Consider the following 14,348-nt stretch of genomic DNA (forward strand, 5'->3'; position numbering starts at 1 on the left):
AGTGCCCCTATCGGCGTGCTCCTCTCATCGACACTCAGAGCGTCCGTATCGGTACTTCGATCACCGAGGAAGCACGCGCCGTTCACCGCGATGCGGCACGGTGGCGGGCATGAGGAGAGCAGCGCTGCTCGGGGTGCTGCTGGCTGCGCTCGCCGCGTGCAGCGGGCCGCCCGCGTCGGCCGTCCCGCCCCTGCCCGAGAAGTGCTCGGAGAGCGTCGCGATCGCCGGGTACTCCGACGTCCTCGACGGCGCGGAGTACGGGGCGCGACGGGTCTGGCCGGTCACCGGGCTCTCGGGGCTCGCGGTCGATCGCAACGGGTCGCTGTTGGCACTGAGCGACCGCTCGGTGCTGTTCACCCTCGACCCGCGCACCCGCCAACCCCTCGGCGTGACACCTCTGGCGGACGAGGCCGGCACCCCGCTCGACGCCGAGGGCCTGGCGGTCGACGCCGACGGGACCCGGCTCGTCACGTCGGAGACCGAGCCGTCGGTCCGCCGGTACGCGCCGGACGGCCGGCTGATCGGGCGGCTCGACCTCCCGCCCGACCTCGCCGGCCGGGCCGCGCCCAACACCTCCCTCGAGGGCGTCGCGGTGAACCCCGGCGGAACCGTCGTCGGCGCTCTGGAGGGCGCGCTCGCCGGTGATGACCCGCAGGTCCGGCGCTTCCCGACGTGGAGCGGCCCGGCACCCGGCCCGACGTACGCCTACCGGCCCGACCCCGGGCTCGACGTCTCCGAGATCGCGGCCGTCGGCGACGGGCGGCTGCTGGTGCTCGAGCGCTCGTACACCGACGGCGTCGGCAACACCGTGCACCTCGCCCTCGCCGACCCCCGCCTCGGCACCGAGCCCGTGGCCCGGACCCTGCTCGCCGACCTCGGCACCTGCCCGACCCTGGGCGCCACCGCGCAGCAGGCGCAGGCCAACCCGCTGCTCGACAACATCGAGGGCATGACGGTCCTCGGCCGCACCCCGGACGGCGCCCTGCGGGTCCTGCTCGTCAGCGACGACAACCAGGACCCCGCGCAGACCACCCGCCTCTACGACCTCGTCGTGCGCGTGCCCGCTGCGTGATCTGCCCGATCCGGCCGTGCGGCGCGGGCCCGGCGGGTGGAAGGTGGCGCGGTGACCGCCGACGCTCCTTCCTCGATCACGCGCGCCCTCGTCCTCGGAGGGGGTGGGCTCGCCGGGATCGCCTGGGAGGTGGGCGTGCTCGTGGGGCTCGCCGAGGGCGGGGTCGACCTGCACCTCGCGGACCGGGTCGTCGGGACCTCGGCCGGCTCCGTCGTCGGGTCGTTGCTGACGACCGGCGTGGATCTTGCCGAGCTGCACCAGCGCCACCTCGCGGGGGAGGCGGGGGACAGCAGCGGACCGCCCGCGAACCTCGACATGGAGGCCCTGGGCGCCGAGCTCGTCGCCGCGATGGACGGCGCCCGCCACGCGGGGGACATGCGGGCCCGGCTGGGTGCCTGGGCGCTGGCCGCCGACACCCCGCCCGAGGCCGAGCGTCGCGAGGTCATCGACGCCCGGCTGCCGGTCAAGGAGTGGCCCCGGACGGACCTGCGGATCTCCGCCGTCGACGCCGAGACCGGCGAGCTCGCCGTCTTCACCCGCGACGCCCGGGTCGGCCTGGTCGACGCCGTCGCCGCGAGCTGCGCCGTGCCGGGGGTCTGGCCGCCGATGACGGTCGGCACACGCCGCTACATCGACGGCGGCGTCGCGTCGGTGGTGCACGTGGCGCGGGCCGACGACGACGGGTTCGAGATCCAGGGCCCGGCCGACCGCGTACTGGTCGTCGCGCCGCTCGACCCGCCGGCCGGCGGGCCGTTCCGGTCCGTGACCCAGGAGATCGAGTACCGCCAGGAGCAGCACCCCGAGACCTCCGCCGCGTCGATCCTCGCCGACGAGACCTCCGTCGCGGCCTTCGGCACGAACGTCCTCGACCCCGCGACGATGCCGGCGTCGGCGAAGGCGGGGCGGGCGCAGGGACGGGCGCGGGCCGAGGAGATCGCGCGGTTCTGGACGTGAGCACGTCCACCACGTCCCCGACGGCGGTCCGTCGCGGCGGCGCGCTGGCCGCATTCGCGGTCCTGCTGCTCGCGGCCAACCTGCGGCCGCCGGTCGTCGGTGTCGCGCCCCTGGTCGACCAGGCCCGCGAGGACCTCGGCGTCTCCAGCGGTGTCGCCGGGCTGCTGACGAGCCTGCCGGTGCTCTGCTTCGGACTCCTGTCGCCGGTGGCGCCGCGGCTCGCGCGCCGGTGGGGCCTCGAGCGTCTGCTCGTCTCCGCCCTGCTCGTGCTCGGCGTGGGCATCGCGCTGCGGCTCGTCGACGCGCTCCTCGTCATCCTCGTCGGCAGCGTGCTGGTGGGGACCGCGATCGCCGTCGGCAACGTGTCGCTGCCGACCCTGGTCAAGCGCGACTTCCCGCACCGCACGGGCGCGATGACCGGCGCCTACTCGATGGTGCTCACCGGTGGGGGCGCCGTAGCCGCCGCCGTCACCGTCCCGCTGCAGCGCATCACCGGGCTCGACTGGCGCTGGACCCTCGGGCTGTGGGGGATCCTGACCGTCCTCACGCTGGTCGTGTGGCTGCCGCGGGCCCGTCGGCGCACGGTGCCGCCGCCTCCGCGGGAGGGTCCGCCGCTGTGGCGGGCGCTGGCCCGCGACCGCCTCGCCTGGCAGGTCACCCTGTTCATGGGCCTGCAGTCGTTGCAGTTCTACGCGATCACGGCCTGGGTCCCGACGATCTTCGTCGACGCCGGCCGCGAGCCCACCGAGGCCGGGCTGCTCCTGTCACTGGCCGGCTTCGTCGGGCTCTTCTTCTCCGCGATGGCGCCGTCCCTCGCGATGCGCCGCCCCTCCCAGGGCTGGCTGATCATGCTGACCTGCGCGTTCTACGTGGTCGGTTACATCGGGCTGATCACCGCGCCCGGGTCGCTGGCCGTGCTCTGGATGATCGTGCTCGGCATCGCGCAGGGCTCGAACATCGCCCTCGGGCTCCTGCTGATCACCCTGCGCTCGCCCGACACCGAGCACACCGCCGAGCTGTCGGCCATGGCGCAGGGCGTGGGCTACACGCTCGCGTCGATCGGGCCGTTCGCGCTCGGCGCGCTGCACGACCTCAGCGGCGGGTGGACGGTGCCGCTCGTGGTGATGCTGGTGCTCGTCGTCCCGACCGTCCTGATGGGCGTGTACGCCGGGCGCGACCGCCACGTGCTCGGCTGAGCGGCGGCGCCCTGATCGTCGAGGGCAGGCCCGGGCGACGTCTCCGAAATGATCTCTCGGAAGTGTCAGCAGCGTGGTCGCGCCCGGCAATCAGCTGATCAGGAGCACGTCATACACCTCGGCGGGTGCACGTCGGTGGATGAGGTGCTCGTGATCTCGACAGCGACGCGGTGTCCGCCCTGACCGGTAGCTGCGGGCTCCGCGGCGCCCGCGGGCCTCGAGCGGGGGGAGCGGCGGCGGTTACTGGCTGGTATCCCTCTCCTGGCGAGGGATACCAGCCAGTAGGCGTGCGCGGGCTCCCGACAGGCGGGCCAGGTCAGTCGACGAGCGCCGCGAGCCCGTCGAGCGTCCGGGCCAGCCCGAAGCGCCAGGCCCGGTCGGGATCGCGCGCGGAGCCCTGCGCCGCACCTGCTGCGGTCCCGACGCGGACGGCGCGGGGGTAGCGCTCGGGGTCGAGGACGCGGGTCAGTACAGGCGCTCGCGCCGCCCACCAGGACCCGGTGTCGTCGCCGGCGGCGCCCTGCTCGACGAGCGCCGCGGCTCGGGTGACGTCGAGCAGGAAGGTCAGCGCGGCGTCCCGGTCGACGTCGTCGAGCCCGGCGAGCTCCGCGAGCTCGTCGAACGCGGCGAGCTCGTGCTCGTACTTGCCGGTCTCCCCGGGACCCAGCACCGGCCGTGAGGGATCGACCCGCGCCGCCCACGGGTGCCGGCGGTGGAGCGCGCGGTTCTCCTCGGCGACCGCGGTGAGGCGCTCCCGCCAGGGGCGGCCCGCCGTGTCGGCCCGGGGCATCGCGGCGTACGCGGCGTCGACGACGAGGTCCGCGAGCTCCTCGCGGCCCGGGACGTAGGTGTAGAGCGTCATCGGCGCGACCCCGAGCTCCTTCGCCAGCGAGCGCACCGTCAGGGTCGTGAGCCCGTCGGGTCCTCCGGCGTCGGCGAGCGCGGTCGCGCGGGCGACGACGTCGTCGAGGTCGAGTCCCCGGCGCGGTCCGCGCGTCCCCGTGGGCTGATCGACGCGCCAGAGCAGGGCGAGCGTGCGAGCGGGGTCGTCGGTCATCGGCGGCATGCTCCCACGAATTCCTGTACAACGTACGATGTACAGCGTACAGAGAAACGAGGAGCTCATGAAGATCACTGCCTCCGCGGTCTCGCTGAACGTCGCCGACTCCGAGGCGTCGGCCGCCTTCCTCGTCCGCCACTTCGGCTTCGCGCAGGCGATGGCCGCCGACGGGTTCGCCTCGCTCGCGCGCGACGACGCCGGGATGTCCGTCGTTTTCCTGCGCACCGGACTGGAGACCCTGCCCGCCGACCAGCGCGACGACCACGCCACGGGGCTGATCCTGGCGTTCGTCGTCGACGACCTCGAGGGCGAGCTCGCACGGCTCGAGGGCGAAGGCGTCGCGATCACCATGCCCCTGACCGTCGAGCCCTGGGGTGAGCGCGCGTTCCAGGTCCGCGATCCGAACGGGGTGATCGTGCAGCTCGTCGACTGGAACGGATGATGGACGTGTGGAGATCGTCCTGGCTGCCGTGCGCCCCGACTCGCCCGACGGGTTGACCGCCCTGCGCGCCTACGCAGGCGAGCTCGCCCGGCGCTGGCCGGAGAAGGCGCCGGAGCCGTCCTGGTCGGAGGACTTCCTCGCCGACGACCCGTTGGCTTTCGCTCCACCGCTGGGCGTCTTCGTCGTCGCGAAGCAGGGCGACCGGGTCGTCGGGTGCGCGGGTCTGCGCTTCGAGGGCGCCGATGTCCCCCCGGGGGCGGGCGAGATCAAGCGGATGTGGGTCGATCCCGGGACGCGGGGCCACGGCGTCGGGCGACGCCTGCTCGCCCATCTCACCGACCTCGCCCGCGAGACGGGCCTGCGCCGTCTGGTCCTCGACACCGCCGACGACCTGACCGAGGCGCGCGCGCTCTACGCCTCAGAGGGCTTCGTCGAGACGGAGCCGTACAACGCCAACCCGTACGCCCACCACTGGTTCAGCCGCGACCTCTGGTGACGAGCGATCACGTCCGACCCCTGTCGTTCGGCCGAGTGAATGCCTACCGTTCGTGCAGGTGCTGGATCGGGGGGTGACCGGGTGCGATCCGAGGGCGACAAGCCCCAGGAGGTGCTCGACCTCCACGGACTGTCCGGTCGTGTCTTCGAGGCGCTGCGCGACGGGTTCGACGTCCCGGCGCGGTTCCCCCTCGCCCTGCACGACGTCGACCACGTCGTCGAGGGCGCATCCTCCGTGGAGGTCGCGGCGTACGCGATGCGCTACCTGCAGATCGTGCGGTACTACGCGGCGCCGAACCAACCGGTCGACACGGAGAGCCTGGTCGGCGTGCTGGTCCTGCTCAGCCCGGTGCTCGAGGATCTCGCCGCACGGTCGAGTGAGCACCGCGCGCTGTTGAACCTCGCCCGCGACCGTCTCTACGAGGCGGCGTGGTCGCTCGTCCGCGACACCGGCGGCCCGCCGAACGGGCTCTTCAGCGTGCGGTAGGGCTCAGCGGGTGTCGTCGTGGGACATCTCTCGCTGGTGCTCGAGTGCCTGGCGCCGCTCCTCGACGGTGAGCCGGCCTTTCTGGCTCCACTCGCGGTCGCCCTCGAGGACCGCCTCCGGCCCGGCGTCGTCGACGACCTTGCGCGCCAGGACGAGAGCCGCCTCGCGCACGAACGCCGACATCGTCTTCCCGGTGTAGTGCGCCACGGCTTCGAGGAGATAGCGCTCCTCCGGGCTCACGCGGAACGTCGCCGGCGACGAGTCGGCGGCCGCCATCAGTCGGTTCCCGGAGTGCGCATCGCCCGACTGTATTACGTAGCACAGACGACAGTCCAGGAAGGTCGGACGTCCGATGCAACAGCGTCTGATCAGGGCGTCTGCACTCAGGTGTACTCAGGCGGGTTCGAGGGTCGACGGGGGAGCTGGCCGCGGGTCCAGGTCGGGGAGTCGCGCCCGCAGGCAGCTGAGCTGGTACGCCATCACCGTGCACCGCTGGTCGTCCGGTCCCAGCTCTTCCTGGCGTCCGAAGGCGCGCATGTTGGCGAGCATCGCCTCGACCCGGCGGCGGAGGTTGAACTCGACTCCCGCGGCTCTCTTCGCCCGCTCGAGCACGTCGCGCGGGCGCTGTGACCGCTGCTCGGGTGCTGTCGTGCCGGGTACGTCGTCGCCTGCTGGAACCGGTGCCATGTGAGTGCCTCCCCCGCGAGGTGGTGCTGGTGCGTGCTCTCCCAACCGTCACTCGTCGTTCGTCGCCTGGGTGGGTCCGGCGTGTCGTGTCTGACCCGGTGCGACCGTCCGCTGACTCGACGCTAAGGTGCGCCGTCGCGGGAATCAACGTTTGAGCAAGGGTCTATCGTGCAAGTTGCACGGCTGAATGCTTGCAGAAGTTGGGGCTTATGAGTCGGCCGGCGCGAGGGGGGGGTCGGTGGCCGAGCGCTCGTTCGGACCGGTCGTCGTCCGCCGTCGTCTGGGCTCCGAGCTGCGCCGCCTGCGCGACCGGGCCGGCATGAGCCTCGACCAGGTCGCCCGCGAGCTCGAGGTCTCGCCGAGCAAGATCAGTCGGCTCGAGAACGGCCAGTCGCCCGCCAAGGTCTGGGACGTCCGCAACCTGCTGACCCTCTACGGCGTCGAGGACGAGGACTACCGCCGCCGTGCGGAACGGTGGGTGAACGAGGGTAAGAGTCAGGGCTGGTGGCACCCGTACTCAGATGCCAGTCCCGCAGACCTGGATCATTACGTATCCCTTGAGGCGGAGGCGGCGGAGCTCCGCTCCTACTGTTCTCCCTACCTGCACGGATTACTTCAGACGCGCGAGTACGCTGGCGCGCTCATCCGGGCGATGATGAGCGATCTCGATGACGCGGCCATTGAGGGTCTGATAACCGTGCGCATCGGTCGGCAGGCAATCCTTGACCAACCGGACCCGCCGGAACTGCACATCGTGGTCGACGAGTCGGTGCTTCAGCGACCTGTGGGTAGCGCCGCCCTCATGCGGGCCCAGTATGAGCACCTCGCTGATATGGCAACGCGTTTCGATGTCCGGGTTCGGTTGCTCGATGCTCCGCCCCACTCGGCGTTGCTCAGCCCGTTCACTGTGTTCCTGCCGCGCGAACGAGAGATCGATCCAACGGTCGTCAACCTCGAGAGCGCTTTCCACGACGCGTACTTCTACGATGCGGACGACGTGAATCCGTTCCTCGCATCCTTCAATGACCTCCAGCTGTCCTCGCTCTCCCCCGAAGAGAGCGCAGGTCTTCTCCGACGGTTGGCCGACCGTGCGGTACACAAGAGAGGTGACGTGTGACCGATTCTGCTCCCCGATTCCTTCGATCGTCTTTCTGCGGTCCGGGTAACTGTGTTGAGGTCGCGTTCAGCGAAGATCGCGTGCTCGTGCGGGACTCGAAGAATCCCGACGGCGGGCAACTCTCATTCACTCACACGGATTGGATGGTTCTCGTCGACTGGGTCAAGGAACGAGCAGATTTCTAGCGGTCACGTGTCACTGACTCTCCCCAGTAGAATCGGGGACTGTCATGATCTGGGCAATCATCGTCGTCGCTGTGGTCGGTCTCTTCTCCTTCTGTTACGCGCTGTTCCTGGCCTTCGTCGGTTGGGTATACAAGCGTGATGGAGTAGACGCCGCCGAGCGGTTCTTCCCGATCTGTCCCTTCTGGTTCATCAGGAGGATCGGAGCCGTCTCGGCCGAAGCATCGAGGTCGGCCGGCGAGTCGCAGACCGAGGGCGAGTCCGAGGGCGAGTCCGAGGTCGTCGAACCGTCCCGTGCGCTACCGAGATGGCTGAGCGGTTGTTGGCCATTCAGAAAGAGGAAGTGAGACAGCCCGCGACAGCCGTGCAACGGCGGCCAGGCGCCGAGTGTGCGTCAGTCATGGTGAACAGACCGAGTCGACCATGACGGCGCACACTCGGTGCCTGCGCAACGCCCTCACCCCACCTGCCGCCAGCAGAACTCGAACACCAACGCCCACTGGAACGCGCGCTGCTCGTTGTCCGCCGCGCCGCCGTGGCCGCCTTCGATGTTCTCGTAGTACTCGACCGCGTGCCCCTGCTCCCGCAGCCGCGCCACGGCTTTCCGAGCATGCCCCGGGTGCACGCGGTCGTCGCGGGTCGACGTCGTGACCAGCACCGGCGGGTACGACGCAGAAGCCGAGAGGTTCTGGTACGGCGAGTACTGCGCGATCCACGCCCACTCCTCGGGCACGTCCGGGTCCCCGTACTCCGCCATCCATGACGCTCCGGCCAGCAGCAGGTGGAACCGGCGCATGTCGAACAGCGGCACCATCACCACGATCGCCCCGAACAGCTCCGGGTAGCGCGTGAGCATCACGCCCATCAGCAGGCCACCGTTGCTGCCGCCGTGGATCGCCAGCTGCGACGGCGTCGTGATGCCGCGTGAGACGAGGTCCCGCGCGACCGCGGCGAAGTCCTCGTAGGCGCGGTGGCGGTGCTCGCCGAGGGCGGCGGTGTGCCAGGTCGGCCCGTACTCGCCACCGCCGCGGATGTTCGCCACGACGTACGTGCCACGGGCGAGCCAGCCGCGCCCGATGATCCCGCTGTAGCCGGGGGTCAGGGCGATCTCGAAGCCCCCGTAGCCGGTCATCAGGGTCGGGCCCGGCACACGAGCCGGGTCGCCCACCACGAAGTACGGGATCCTCGTGCCGTCGGACGAGGTCGCGAAGAACTGCCGCACCTCCAGCCCGGTCGCGTCGAAGCGCGCGGGCGCCGTCCGCAGGACCTCCGGCTCCGGATCGGACTCCGACCCCAGCTCACCGCGCAGGAACGTCGACGGCTGCACGTAGCTGTCGGTGTCCAGGAAGTACTCGTCGCCGCGGTCCGGGTCGACGCCGATGAGGTCCACCGATCCGAGCTCCGGACCCGCGGGGAACTCCCGGCGGGCCCAGTCCTGCGCCGGGGTCAGCACCTCGAGACGCGTCACGACGTCGGCGAGCACGGCCAGCACCAGGTGGTTCTTCGTCCAGGCGTGGTAGCTCAGCGAGCTGCTCGGGGTGGGGGAGAAGAGCAGACGCGCGGTCCGGTCGCCGGCGAGATAGGCCTCGAAGTCGAAGCACAGCAGCGCCCCGGCGGGGTGCTCGACGCCCGCCACCGTCCACGGCGAGCGTGTCCGCACGAGCAGCCACTCGCGCTCGACGTCGGTCTCGGCGTCGGGCGGGACGTCGATGAGCACCTGCGTCCCGTCGGGGCGCAGGAGGAACTCCTCGGTGGTGTGGAAGTCGGGGCTGCGGCCGACGAAGTCGCGCTCGTAGCCGGGGGTGTGGTCGTGGCCGGCGAACGCCGACACGTCGGTCTCGTCGGCCGTGAACACCACCTCGGCGTCGGTGACGTTCTGACCCCGCCGCCACCGCCGCATCACCCGCGGGTAGCCCGAGGTGGTCTGCGATCCCGGCCCGAGGTCGGTGCCGACGAAGACGGTGTCCTCGTCGATCCACCCGACGCGGCTCTTGGCCTCCGGCAGCGTGAACCCGTCGGTGATCCACTCCTTCGTCCCCAGGTCGAACTCCCGCACGACCGTCGCGTCGGCCCCGCCGCGCGAGAGCTGGACGAGCGCGCGCGAGTAGTCGGGGTAGCGCACCGCGGCGCCCGCCCACACCCAGTTCTCGTCCTCGGCCGTCGCGAGGTCGTCGACGTCGAGCAGCAGCTCCCACTCGGGGTCGCCGGTGCGGTAGCTCTCGAGCGTCGTGCGCCGCCAGAGGCCGCGGGTGTGCGTGGCGTCCTGCCAGAAGTTGTAGAGCAGGTCCCCGCGACGGCGGACGTAGGGAATGCGGTCGTCGGCGTCGAGCACCGCGCGCAGGCCGTCGCGGGTCTCGCCGAACCGTTCCGAACCGGTCAGGACCTCGAGCGACTCGGCGTTGCGCTCCCGGACCCACGACAGGGCGTCGTCACCGGTGACGTCCTCGAGCCACAGGTAGGGGTCGTCGGTGTCGGTGGTCGGGGAGCTCGCGGAGGTCACCGAACCATCCTCACCCATCGCGGGACGGCGACGCTCGTGGCCGTGATCTGATGACCACCCGCGGGTCGACGACGGGAGGGGCCAGGGTGACCGACGGGCGCGGTTGGTACACGCACGCGCAGCAGGGCGAGCACGAGTACCTCGACCTGGGCCCGTTCGTGCTGCAGTCGGGGTACACGCTGCCGAACGCCTCGCTGGCCTACCGGACGCACGGCACGTTGAACGCCGCCAAGGACAACGCGGTGCTCTTCCCGCACATGTACTCGGGGTCGCCGTCGTCGCTCGACATGCACATCGGGCCCGGCACGCCGCTGGACCCGGCGCGGTACTTCGTCATCTGCCCCGGACAGATCGGCGGCGGGATGTCGAGCTCGCCGTCCAACACCCCCGCACCGTTCGACCGCGGGCAGTTCCCGCCGGTGGCGATCGCCGACGACGTCGTCGCGCAGCACCGTCTCGTCACCGAGCACTTCGGCATCGAGCGCCTGCACGCCGTGCTCGGGTGGTCGATGGGCGCCCAGCAGACCTACGAGTGGGCGGTGCGCCACCCGGACATGGTGCCGCGGGCGGCGGCGTTCGCCGGCACCGCGAGGACGCCGGCCCACAACCAGATCTTCATCGACCTCCACCTCGAGCTGTTGCCTCCGACCCGGCCTTCGCCGGCGGCTTCTACGCCGACTCCGCCGACGTCCGGCTCGGCCTGGCCCGCCACGCGCTCGCGTTCTCGCTGCTCGGCTTCACCCCCGCGTGGTACCGCGACGAGCACTGGCGCCGGCTCGGCTTCGCGTCGGTCGACGACTTCCGCCAGGGCTTCCTCCGCGGCTACTTCGCGCCGATGGACCCGAACAACCTGGTCACGCAGGCGTCGAAGTGGTGGCGGGCCGACCTCTCGCCGCACGGGAACGGCTCGCTGCACAAGGCGCTCGGGAAGATCCCGGGGCACTTCTTCGTCGTGCCGTTCGGCGGCGACCAGTTCTTCCCCGTCGAGGACTGCGAGGTCGACGCCGGCCACATGCCCCACGGCGAGCTGCGCGTGATCGACACGCCGGCCGGTCACTTCGCGATGTTCGGTCTCCTCGACGAGGACACGCGACGCATCCACGCGGTGATGACGGAGATGCTGGCGAGCTAGCGTCCCCGGCGCAGGAGATCCCGCCACTCCGCGGCGCTCCAGTGCGCGGGCTCGCTGCCGGCGAGGAAGGCGCGCATCGCACCGAGCACCTTCTCCGGGTGCGAGTGGAACGGGAAGTGCCCGGCGCCGTCGAAGACCTCGAGCCTGCTGCCGGGCATGGCGTCGTGCGCCATCTGCGCGTGCTCGACCGGGACGATCATGTCGTCGGAGCCCCACAGCAGCAGCGTCGGCATGCCGGCGGTGAGGTAGCAGCGGTCCAGCATGGTGACGACCTGGCCGCGCCAGTCGACCACCGCGCGCAGCGTGCGCAGGAAGGCGCTGCGGCTGGTGGCGTCCGGGAGGGCGTCGACGAGGCGCACGAGGTCCTCGGCGTCGCGGCCCAGCGGGTGGTCGAGGCGGGTGAGGGCCCACATCACGGCCTCGGTCTGGGTGCGCATGCCGGGCAGGCCGAGCATCCCGAGGACGATCTGCGCGCCGGGCAGCGAGGCCGCCCGCAGCGCGGGGCTCACCGACTGGGAGACCCCGCCGGCGCCGATCAGGATGATCCGCTCGGTGCGTTCGGGGTACTGGTACGCGAACTGCATCGCCACCCCGCCGCCGAGCGAGTGCCCGACGAGCGTGGCCCGGTCGATGTCGAGGACCCCGAGGAGGTCCCGCATCCCGTTGGCGTAGGCGGCGACCGAGTAGTCGCCGCGGGGCTTGTCCGAGCCGCCGTGGCCGAGCAGGTCGGGGGCCAGGACCGTGTGGTCCCGAGCGAGGTCGTCGAGGAGCGGGCCCCACGTCGAGGAGTCGTCGCCGATCCCGTGGATCAGCAGGAGGACGGGTCCGGACCCGGCCATGCGGAAGGCACGGCGGTACCCGTGGACGGTGCGGTACTGCAGGGCCCAGTCCTCGCCCGGAACGTCCCGGAGGACGGGTCCGGGCGAGGGGGGTCCCGACGGGGGTCGGCGCAGGAGCACGGCCGGTCCTCAGGCCTCCTCGATCTCGCGATCAACGAGATCGGAGCCTAGGCCGGGCGTGTGACGTGGTGTCACACGCGTGTTGCCGGCCCGTGACGCTCACCCGGCCGTTCCCGTCTCGTCCCCGTCGTCCTCCGACGGCGCGGCGGTCGCCTCGCCCGCGAGCAGCAGATAGAGGCGACGGCGGGTGTCGTCGAGCAGCCGGACCGCCTCGGCGATCTGCTCCTCGCTGCCGACCTGAGCGACCTGCGCGACGGCGCCCATGAGGGACCGCCCGGACTCGCGCAGACCGGTGAAACCGTCCTCGGCGGCGGCCGTGTTCCAGACGGCGTCGAGCTCCTCGCGGTGCTCGTCGACGTACGTGCGCCCGGCGTCGGTCAGATGGATCACCGACCGGCCCTCGGACTTCTCGGTGCGCACCAGGCCCTCGTCGGCCAGCTGCGACACGGTCGGGTAGACCGAGCCGGGGCTGGGGCGCCACGCGCCGCCGGACCGCTCACCGATCTCCTGGATGATCTGGTAGCCGTGCATCGACTCCTCCGCGAGGAGGGCCAGCACCGCCGTGCGCACGTCACCGCGCGCCCGACGTCCGCGGTGACCGCCGCGCGGGCCGCCGAAGCCGCCCGGGCCGCCGAAACCGCCGGGGCCACCACCTGGGCCGCCGAAGCCACCCGGTCGACCGAACGGGCCGCCCCGCCGGCCACGGCGGAACTTCCCCCGCGGACCGCCGGGGAACTCGCCGCCGAACATCGCCTCCCGGCCGAAACCGCCGTGCCGGTGCGGGCCGTGCCCGCGCCCGTGCTCACGCCCGCCGGGGCCGTCCCCGAACGGGCCGTCTCCGAAGTCCCGGCGTCCGCCGGGAGTCTCGTAGCTCGTCATGTCGCTCCTCCTTCTTCGTTCGTTCGCGACACGTCAACGATATATCGCGACTATCGGCAAGGCAAGCCCTCGTCGACGAGCGAAGGGCCCCGCCGGTCGACTGGTTCGACCGGCGGGGCCCTTCGCTCAGTTCGGCGGGGTCAGTGGTGCGCGGCGCGCTCCACCGTCACGGCGAGGGCGGCCAGGAGCTCGCGGGCCGAGTCGAGGCTCAGCTCGACGGCGACGCGGGCGCCCGGGCCGCGGTCGGGGTTGAGGAAGTCGATGTTGACGGTGTGCTCGTCGGGCGCGTGGACGGGGTGGTCGTAGTAGACCGTCGCCGTCTCGAGCGGGAACCAGCCCTCGGGGCCCTTCCCGCTCGACTTCGCGAGGGCGAGCTTCTCGGTGCTGTAGGTGCACATCTAGTCCCCCAGGTGGCGCGCGAGGAAGTCGCGGATCTTCTCCCACCCGTCGACGGCGGCGGCGACGCGGTAGGCCGGACGGTCGACGGAGAAGAACGCGTGCCCGGCGTCGTCGTAGCGGTGGAACTCGTAGGGCTTGCCGTTCTCCTGCAACAGCTTCTCGAGCTCGTCGACCTGGTCGGGGGAGGGGTAGGAGTCCTCGTTGCCGAACAGGCCGAGCAGGGGCGCCGAGAGCTCGGGGATGCGGTCGGCGAGCGGCTGGACCTGCAGCGGGAAGCCCTCCGGGGGCGTGCCGACGACGAACGCGCCGTAGCAGTCGATCGCGGCCTGGACGTCGACGGCGATGCCGGTGAGCACCGCCTGGCGCCCGCCCGAGCAGAAGCCGATGGCGCCGACCTTGCCGTTGGACGTCGGTAGCGAGCGCAGCCAGCGCGCCGCGCCGGCGGCGTCGCCGACGAACCGCTCGTCGGGCACCCCGCCCTGGGCACGCGCGGTCGCCGCGGCGTCGTCCGGGTCGGCGCCCGGGGCCTCGCGCGTGTAGAGGTTCGGGCAGATCGCGTGGTAGCCCATGGTCGCGAAGCGCCGCGTGATCTCCTTCGTCGCGGCGTCGTAGCCGGGCATGTGGTGGATGACGATCATGCCGCCGCGCGGTGCCCCGTCCATGGGGCGCGCGGTGTAGGCCTCGATCTCGTCGTCGCCGTGCCCGCGGATGCCGATCGTCTCGGCCAGGACCGCGTCGTACTGCATGCTGCGACCTCCGCTCTCGTGCTGGTGTGCTCGATCAGAGC

The 14,348-nt window shown here is 71.8% G+C and carries 19 protein-coding genes; 10 read left to right on the top strand and 9 right to left on the bottom strand.

Annotated elements, in window-relative coordinates; genetic code table 11:
• Nucleotides 1–109 precede the first annotated feature (109 nt).
• From QSK03_RS07005 to QSK03_RS07015, 3 genes are read left to right on the top strand one after another with little or no spacing between them, the layout of a single operon-like run.
• Entirely contained in the window at nt 110–1,072 is a 963-nt protein-coding gene (locus QSK03_RS07005; protein ID WP_285649751.1) for an esterase-like activity of phytase family protein, read from the top strand.
• A 51-nt stretch (nt 1,073–1,123) separates the two neighbouring features.
• The gene (locus QSK03_RS07010) at nt 1,124–2,026 is read left to right on the top strand and encodes a patatin-like phospholipase family protein (RefSeq protein ID WP_285649753.1); all 903 of its coding nucleotides are present in this window, start codon (nt 1,124–1,126) and stop codon (nt 2,024–2,026) included.
• Entirely contained in the window at nt 2,023–3,222 is a 1,200-nt protein-coding gene (locus tag QSK03_RS07015; protein WP_285649755.1) for a CynX/NimT family MFS transporter, read from the top strand. The genes QSK03_RS07010 and QSK03_RS07015 overlap by 4 nt, the downstream gene beginning before the upstream one ends.
• A gap of 316 nt (nt 3,223–3,538) precedes the next feature.
• Here the strand turns inward: QSK03_RS07015 and QSK03_RS07020 are convergent, their stop codons facing one another.
• On the bottom strand, nt 3,539–4,279 hold the full coding sequence (locus QSK03_RS07020; RefSeq protein WP_285649757.1) for a TetR/AcrR family transcriptional regulator: 741 nt from the start codon (nt 4,277–4,279) through the stop codon (nt 3,539–3,541).
• A 67-nt stretch (nt 4,280–4,346) separates the two neighbouring features.
• Here QSK03_RS07020 and QSK03_RS07025 point away from each other — a divergent pair, with 67 nt between their 5' ends.
• The 3 genes from QSK03_RS07025 to QSK03_RS07035 all read left to right on the top strand — a co-directional run bounded on the left by QSK03_RS07025 (nt 4,347) and on the right by QSK03_RS07035 (nt 5,706).
• Nucleotides 4,347–4,724, top strand: coding sequence for a VOC family protein (locus tag QSK03_RS07025; RefSeq protein ID WP_285649759.1), 378 nt, complete (start codon nt 4,347–4,349; stop codon nt 4,722–4,724).
• A 7-nt stretch (nt 4,725–4,731) separates the two neighbouring features.
• Nucleotides 4,732–5,220 (top strand): GNAT family N-acetyltransferase, encoded by a 489-nt coding sequence (locus tag QSK03_RS07030; RefSeq protein ID WP_285649761.1) that lies wholly within the window; start codon nt 4,732–4,734, stop codon nt 5,218–5,220.
• An 81-nt stretch (nt 5,221–5,301) separates the two neighbouring features.
• Nucleotides 5,302–5,706, top strand: coding sequence for a hypothetical protein (locus QSK03_RS07035; RefSeq protein ID WP_285649763.1), 405 nt, complete (start codon nt 5,302–5,304; stop codon nt 5,704–5,706).
• Between the two features lie 3 nt (nt 5,707–5,709).
• On the opposite strand, the gene QSK03_RS07040 is transcribed toward QSK03_RS07035, so the two are convergent.
• Together QSK03_RS07040 and QSK03_RS07045 are read right to left on the bottom strand one after the other, a co-directional pair.
• Entirely contained in the window at nt 5,710–5,982 is a 273-nt protein-coding gene (locus QSK03_RS07040; protein WP_285649765.1) for a type II toxin -antitoxin system TacA 1-like antitoxin, read from the bottom strand.
• A gap of 117 nt (nt 5,983–6,099) precedes the next feature.
• Nucleotides 6,100–6,393, bottom strand: coding sequence for a hypothetical protein (locus tag QSK03_RS07045; protein ID WP_285649767.1), 294 nt, complete (start codon nt 6,391–6,393; stop codon nt 6,100–6,102).
• Between the two features lie 238 nt (nt 6,394–6,631).
• On the opposite strand from QSK03_RS07045, the gene QSK03_RS07050 reads away from it, so the two are divergent.
• The 3 genes from QSK03_RS07050 to QSK03_RS07060 are packed head-to-tail and all read left to right on the top strand — an operon-like array spanning nt 6,632 to nt 8,039.
• On the top strand, nt 6,632–7,510 hold the full coding sequence (locus QSK03_RS07050) for a helix-turn-helix domain-containing protein (protein WP_285649769.1): 879 nt from the start codon (nt 6,632–6,634) through the stop codon (nt 7,508–7,510).
• On the top strand, nt 7,507–7,695 hold the full coding sequence (locus tag QSK03_RS07055) for a DUF397 domain-containing protein (RefSeq protein ID WP_285649771.1): 189 nt from the start codon (nt 7,507–7,509) through the stop codon (nt 7,693–7,695). The genes QSK03_RS07050 and QSK03_RS07055 overlap by 4 nt, the downstream gene beginning before the upstream one ends.
• 44 nt (nt 7,696–7,739) lie before the next feature.
• The gene (locus tag QSK03_RS07060; protein ID WP_285649773.1) at nt 7,740–8,039 is read left to right on the top strand and encodes a hypothetical protein; all 300 of its coding nucleotides are present in this window, start codon (nt 7,740–7,742) and stop codon (nt 8,037–8,039) included.
• A 110-nt stretch (nt 8,040–8,149) separates the two neighbouring features.
• Here the strand turns inward: QSK03_RS07060 and QSK03_RS07065 are convergent, their stop codons facing one another.
• Together QSK03_RS07065 and QSK03_RS07070 are read right to left on the bottom strand one after the other, a co-directional pair.
• Nucleotides 8,150–10,210 (bottom strand): prolyl oligopeptidase family serine peptidase, encoded by a 2,061-nt coding sequence (locus tag QSK03_RS07065; protein WP_285649775.1) that lies wholly within the window; start codon nt 10,208–10,210, stop codon nt 8,150–8,152.
• A 181-nt stretch (nt 10,211–10,391) separates the two neighbouring features.
• Nucleotides 10,392–10,577, bottom strand: coding sequence for a hypothetical protein (locus tag QSK03_RS07070; RefSeq protein ID WP_285649777.1), 186 nt, complete (start codon nt 10,575–10,577; stop codon nt 10,392–10,394).
• Here QSK03_RS07070 and QSK03_RS07075 point away from each other — a divergent pair.
• Nucleotides 10,486–11,229, top strand: a complete 744-nt coding sequence (locus QSK03_RS07075) for an alpha/beta fold hydrolase (protein WP_352231958.1) — start codon at nt 10,486–10,488, stop codon at nt 11,227–11,229. The genes QSK03_RS07070 and QSK03_RS07075 overlap by 92 nt on opposite strands.
• A gap of 91 nt (nt 11,230–11,320) precedes the next feature.
• On the opposite strand, the gene QSK03_RS07080 is transcribed toward QSK03_RS07075, so the two are convergent.
• The 4 genes from QSK03_RS07080 to QSK03_RS07095 form a co-directional block, all read right to left on the bottom strand.
• Nucleotides 11,321–12,283, bottom strand: coding sequence for an alpha/beta fold hydrolase (locus QSK03_RS07080; protein ID WP_502872143.1), 963 nt, complete (start codon nt 12,281–12,283; stop codon nt 11,321–11,323).
• Nucleotides 12,284–12,382: 99 nt separating this feature from the next.
• Nucleotides 12,383–13,162 (bottom strand): PadR family transcriptional regulator, encoded by a 780-nt coding sequence (locus QSK03_RS07085; protein ID WP_285649781.1) that lies wholly within the window; start codon nt 13,160–13,162, stop codon nt 12,383–12,385.
• A gap of 140 nt (nt 13,163–13,302) precedes the next feature.
• Entirely contained in the window at nt 13,303–13,560 is a 258-nt protein-coding gene (locus QSK03_RS07090) for a DUF6295 family protein (protein ID WP_285649783.1), read from the bottom strand.
• Nucleotides 13,561–14,307 carry a dienelactone hydrolase family protein gene (locus tag QSK03_RS07095; protein WP_285649785.1) on the bottom strand — a complete coding sequence of 249 codons (747 nt, stop codon included), beginning with the start codon at nt 14,305–14,307 and terminating at the stop codon, nt 13,561–13,563.
• Nucleotides 14,308–14,348 lie beyond the last annotated feature (41 nt).

Source organism: Actinomycetospora sp. NBRC 106375 (assembly GCF_030269665.1).
Classification (GTDB): Bacteria; Actinomycetota; Actinomycetes; order Mycobacteriales; family Pseudonocardiaceae; genus Actinomycetospora.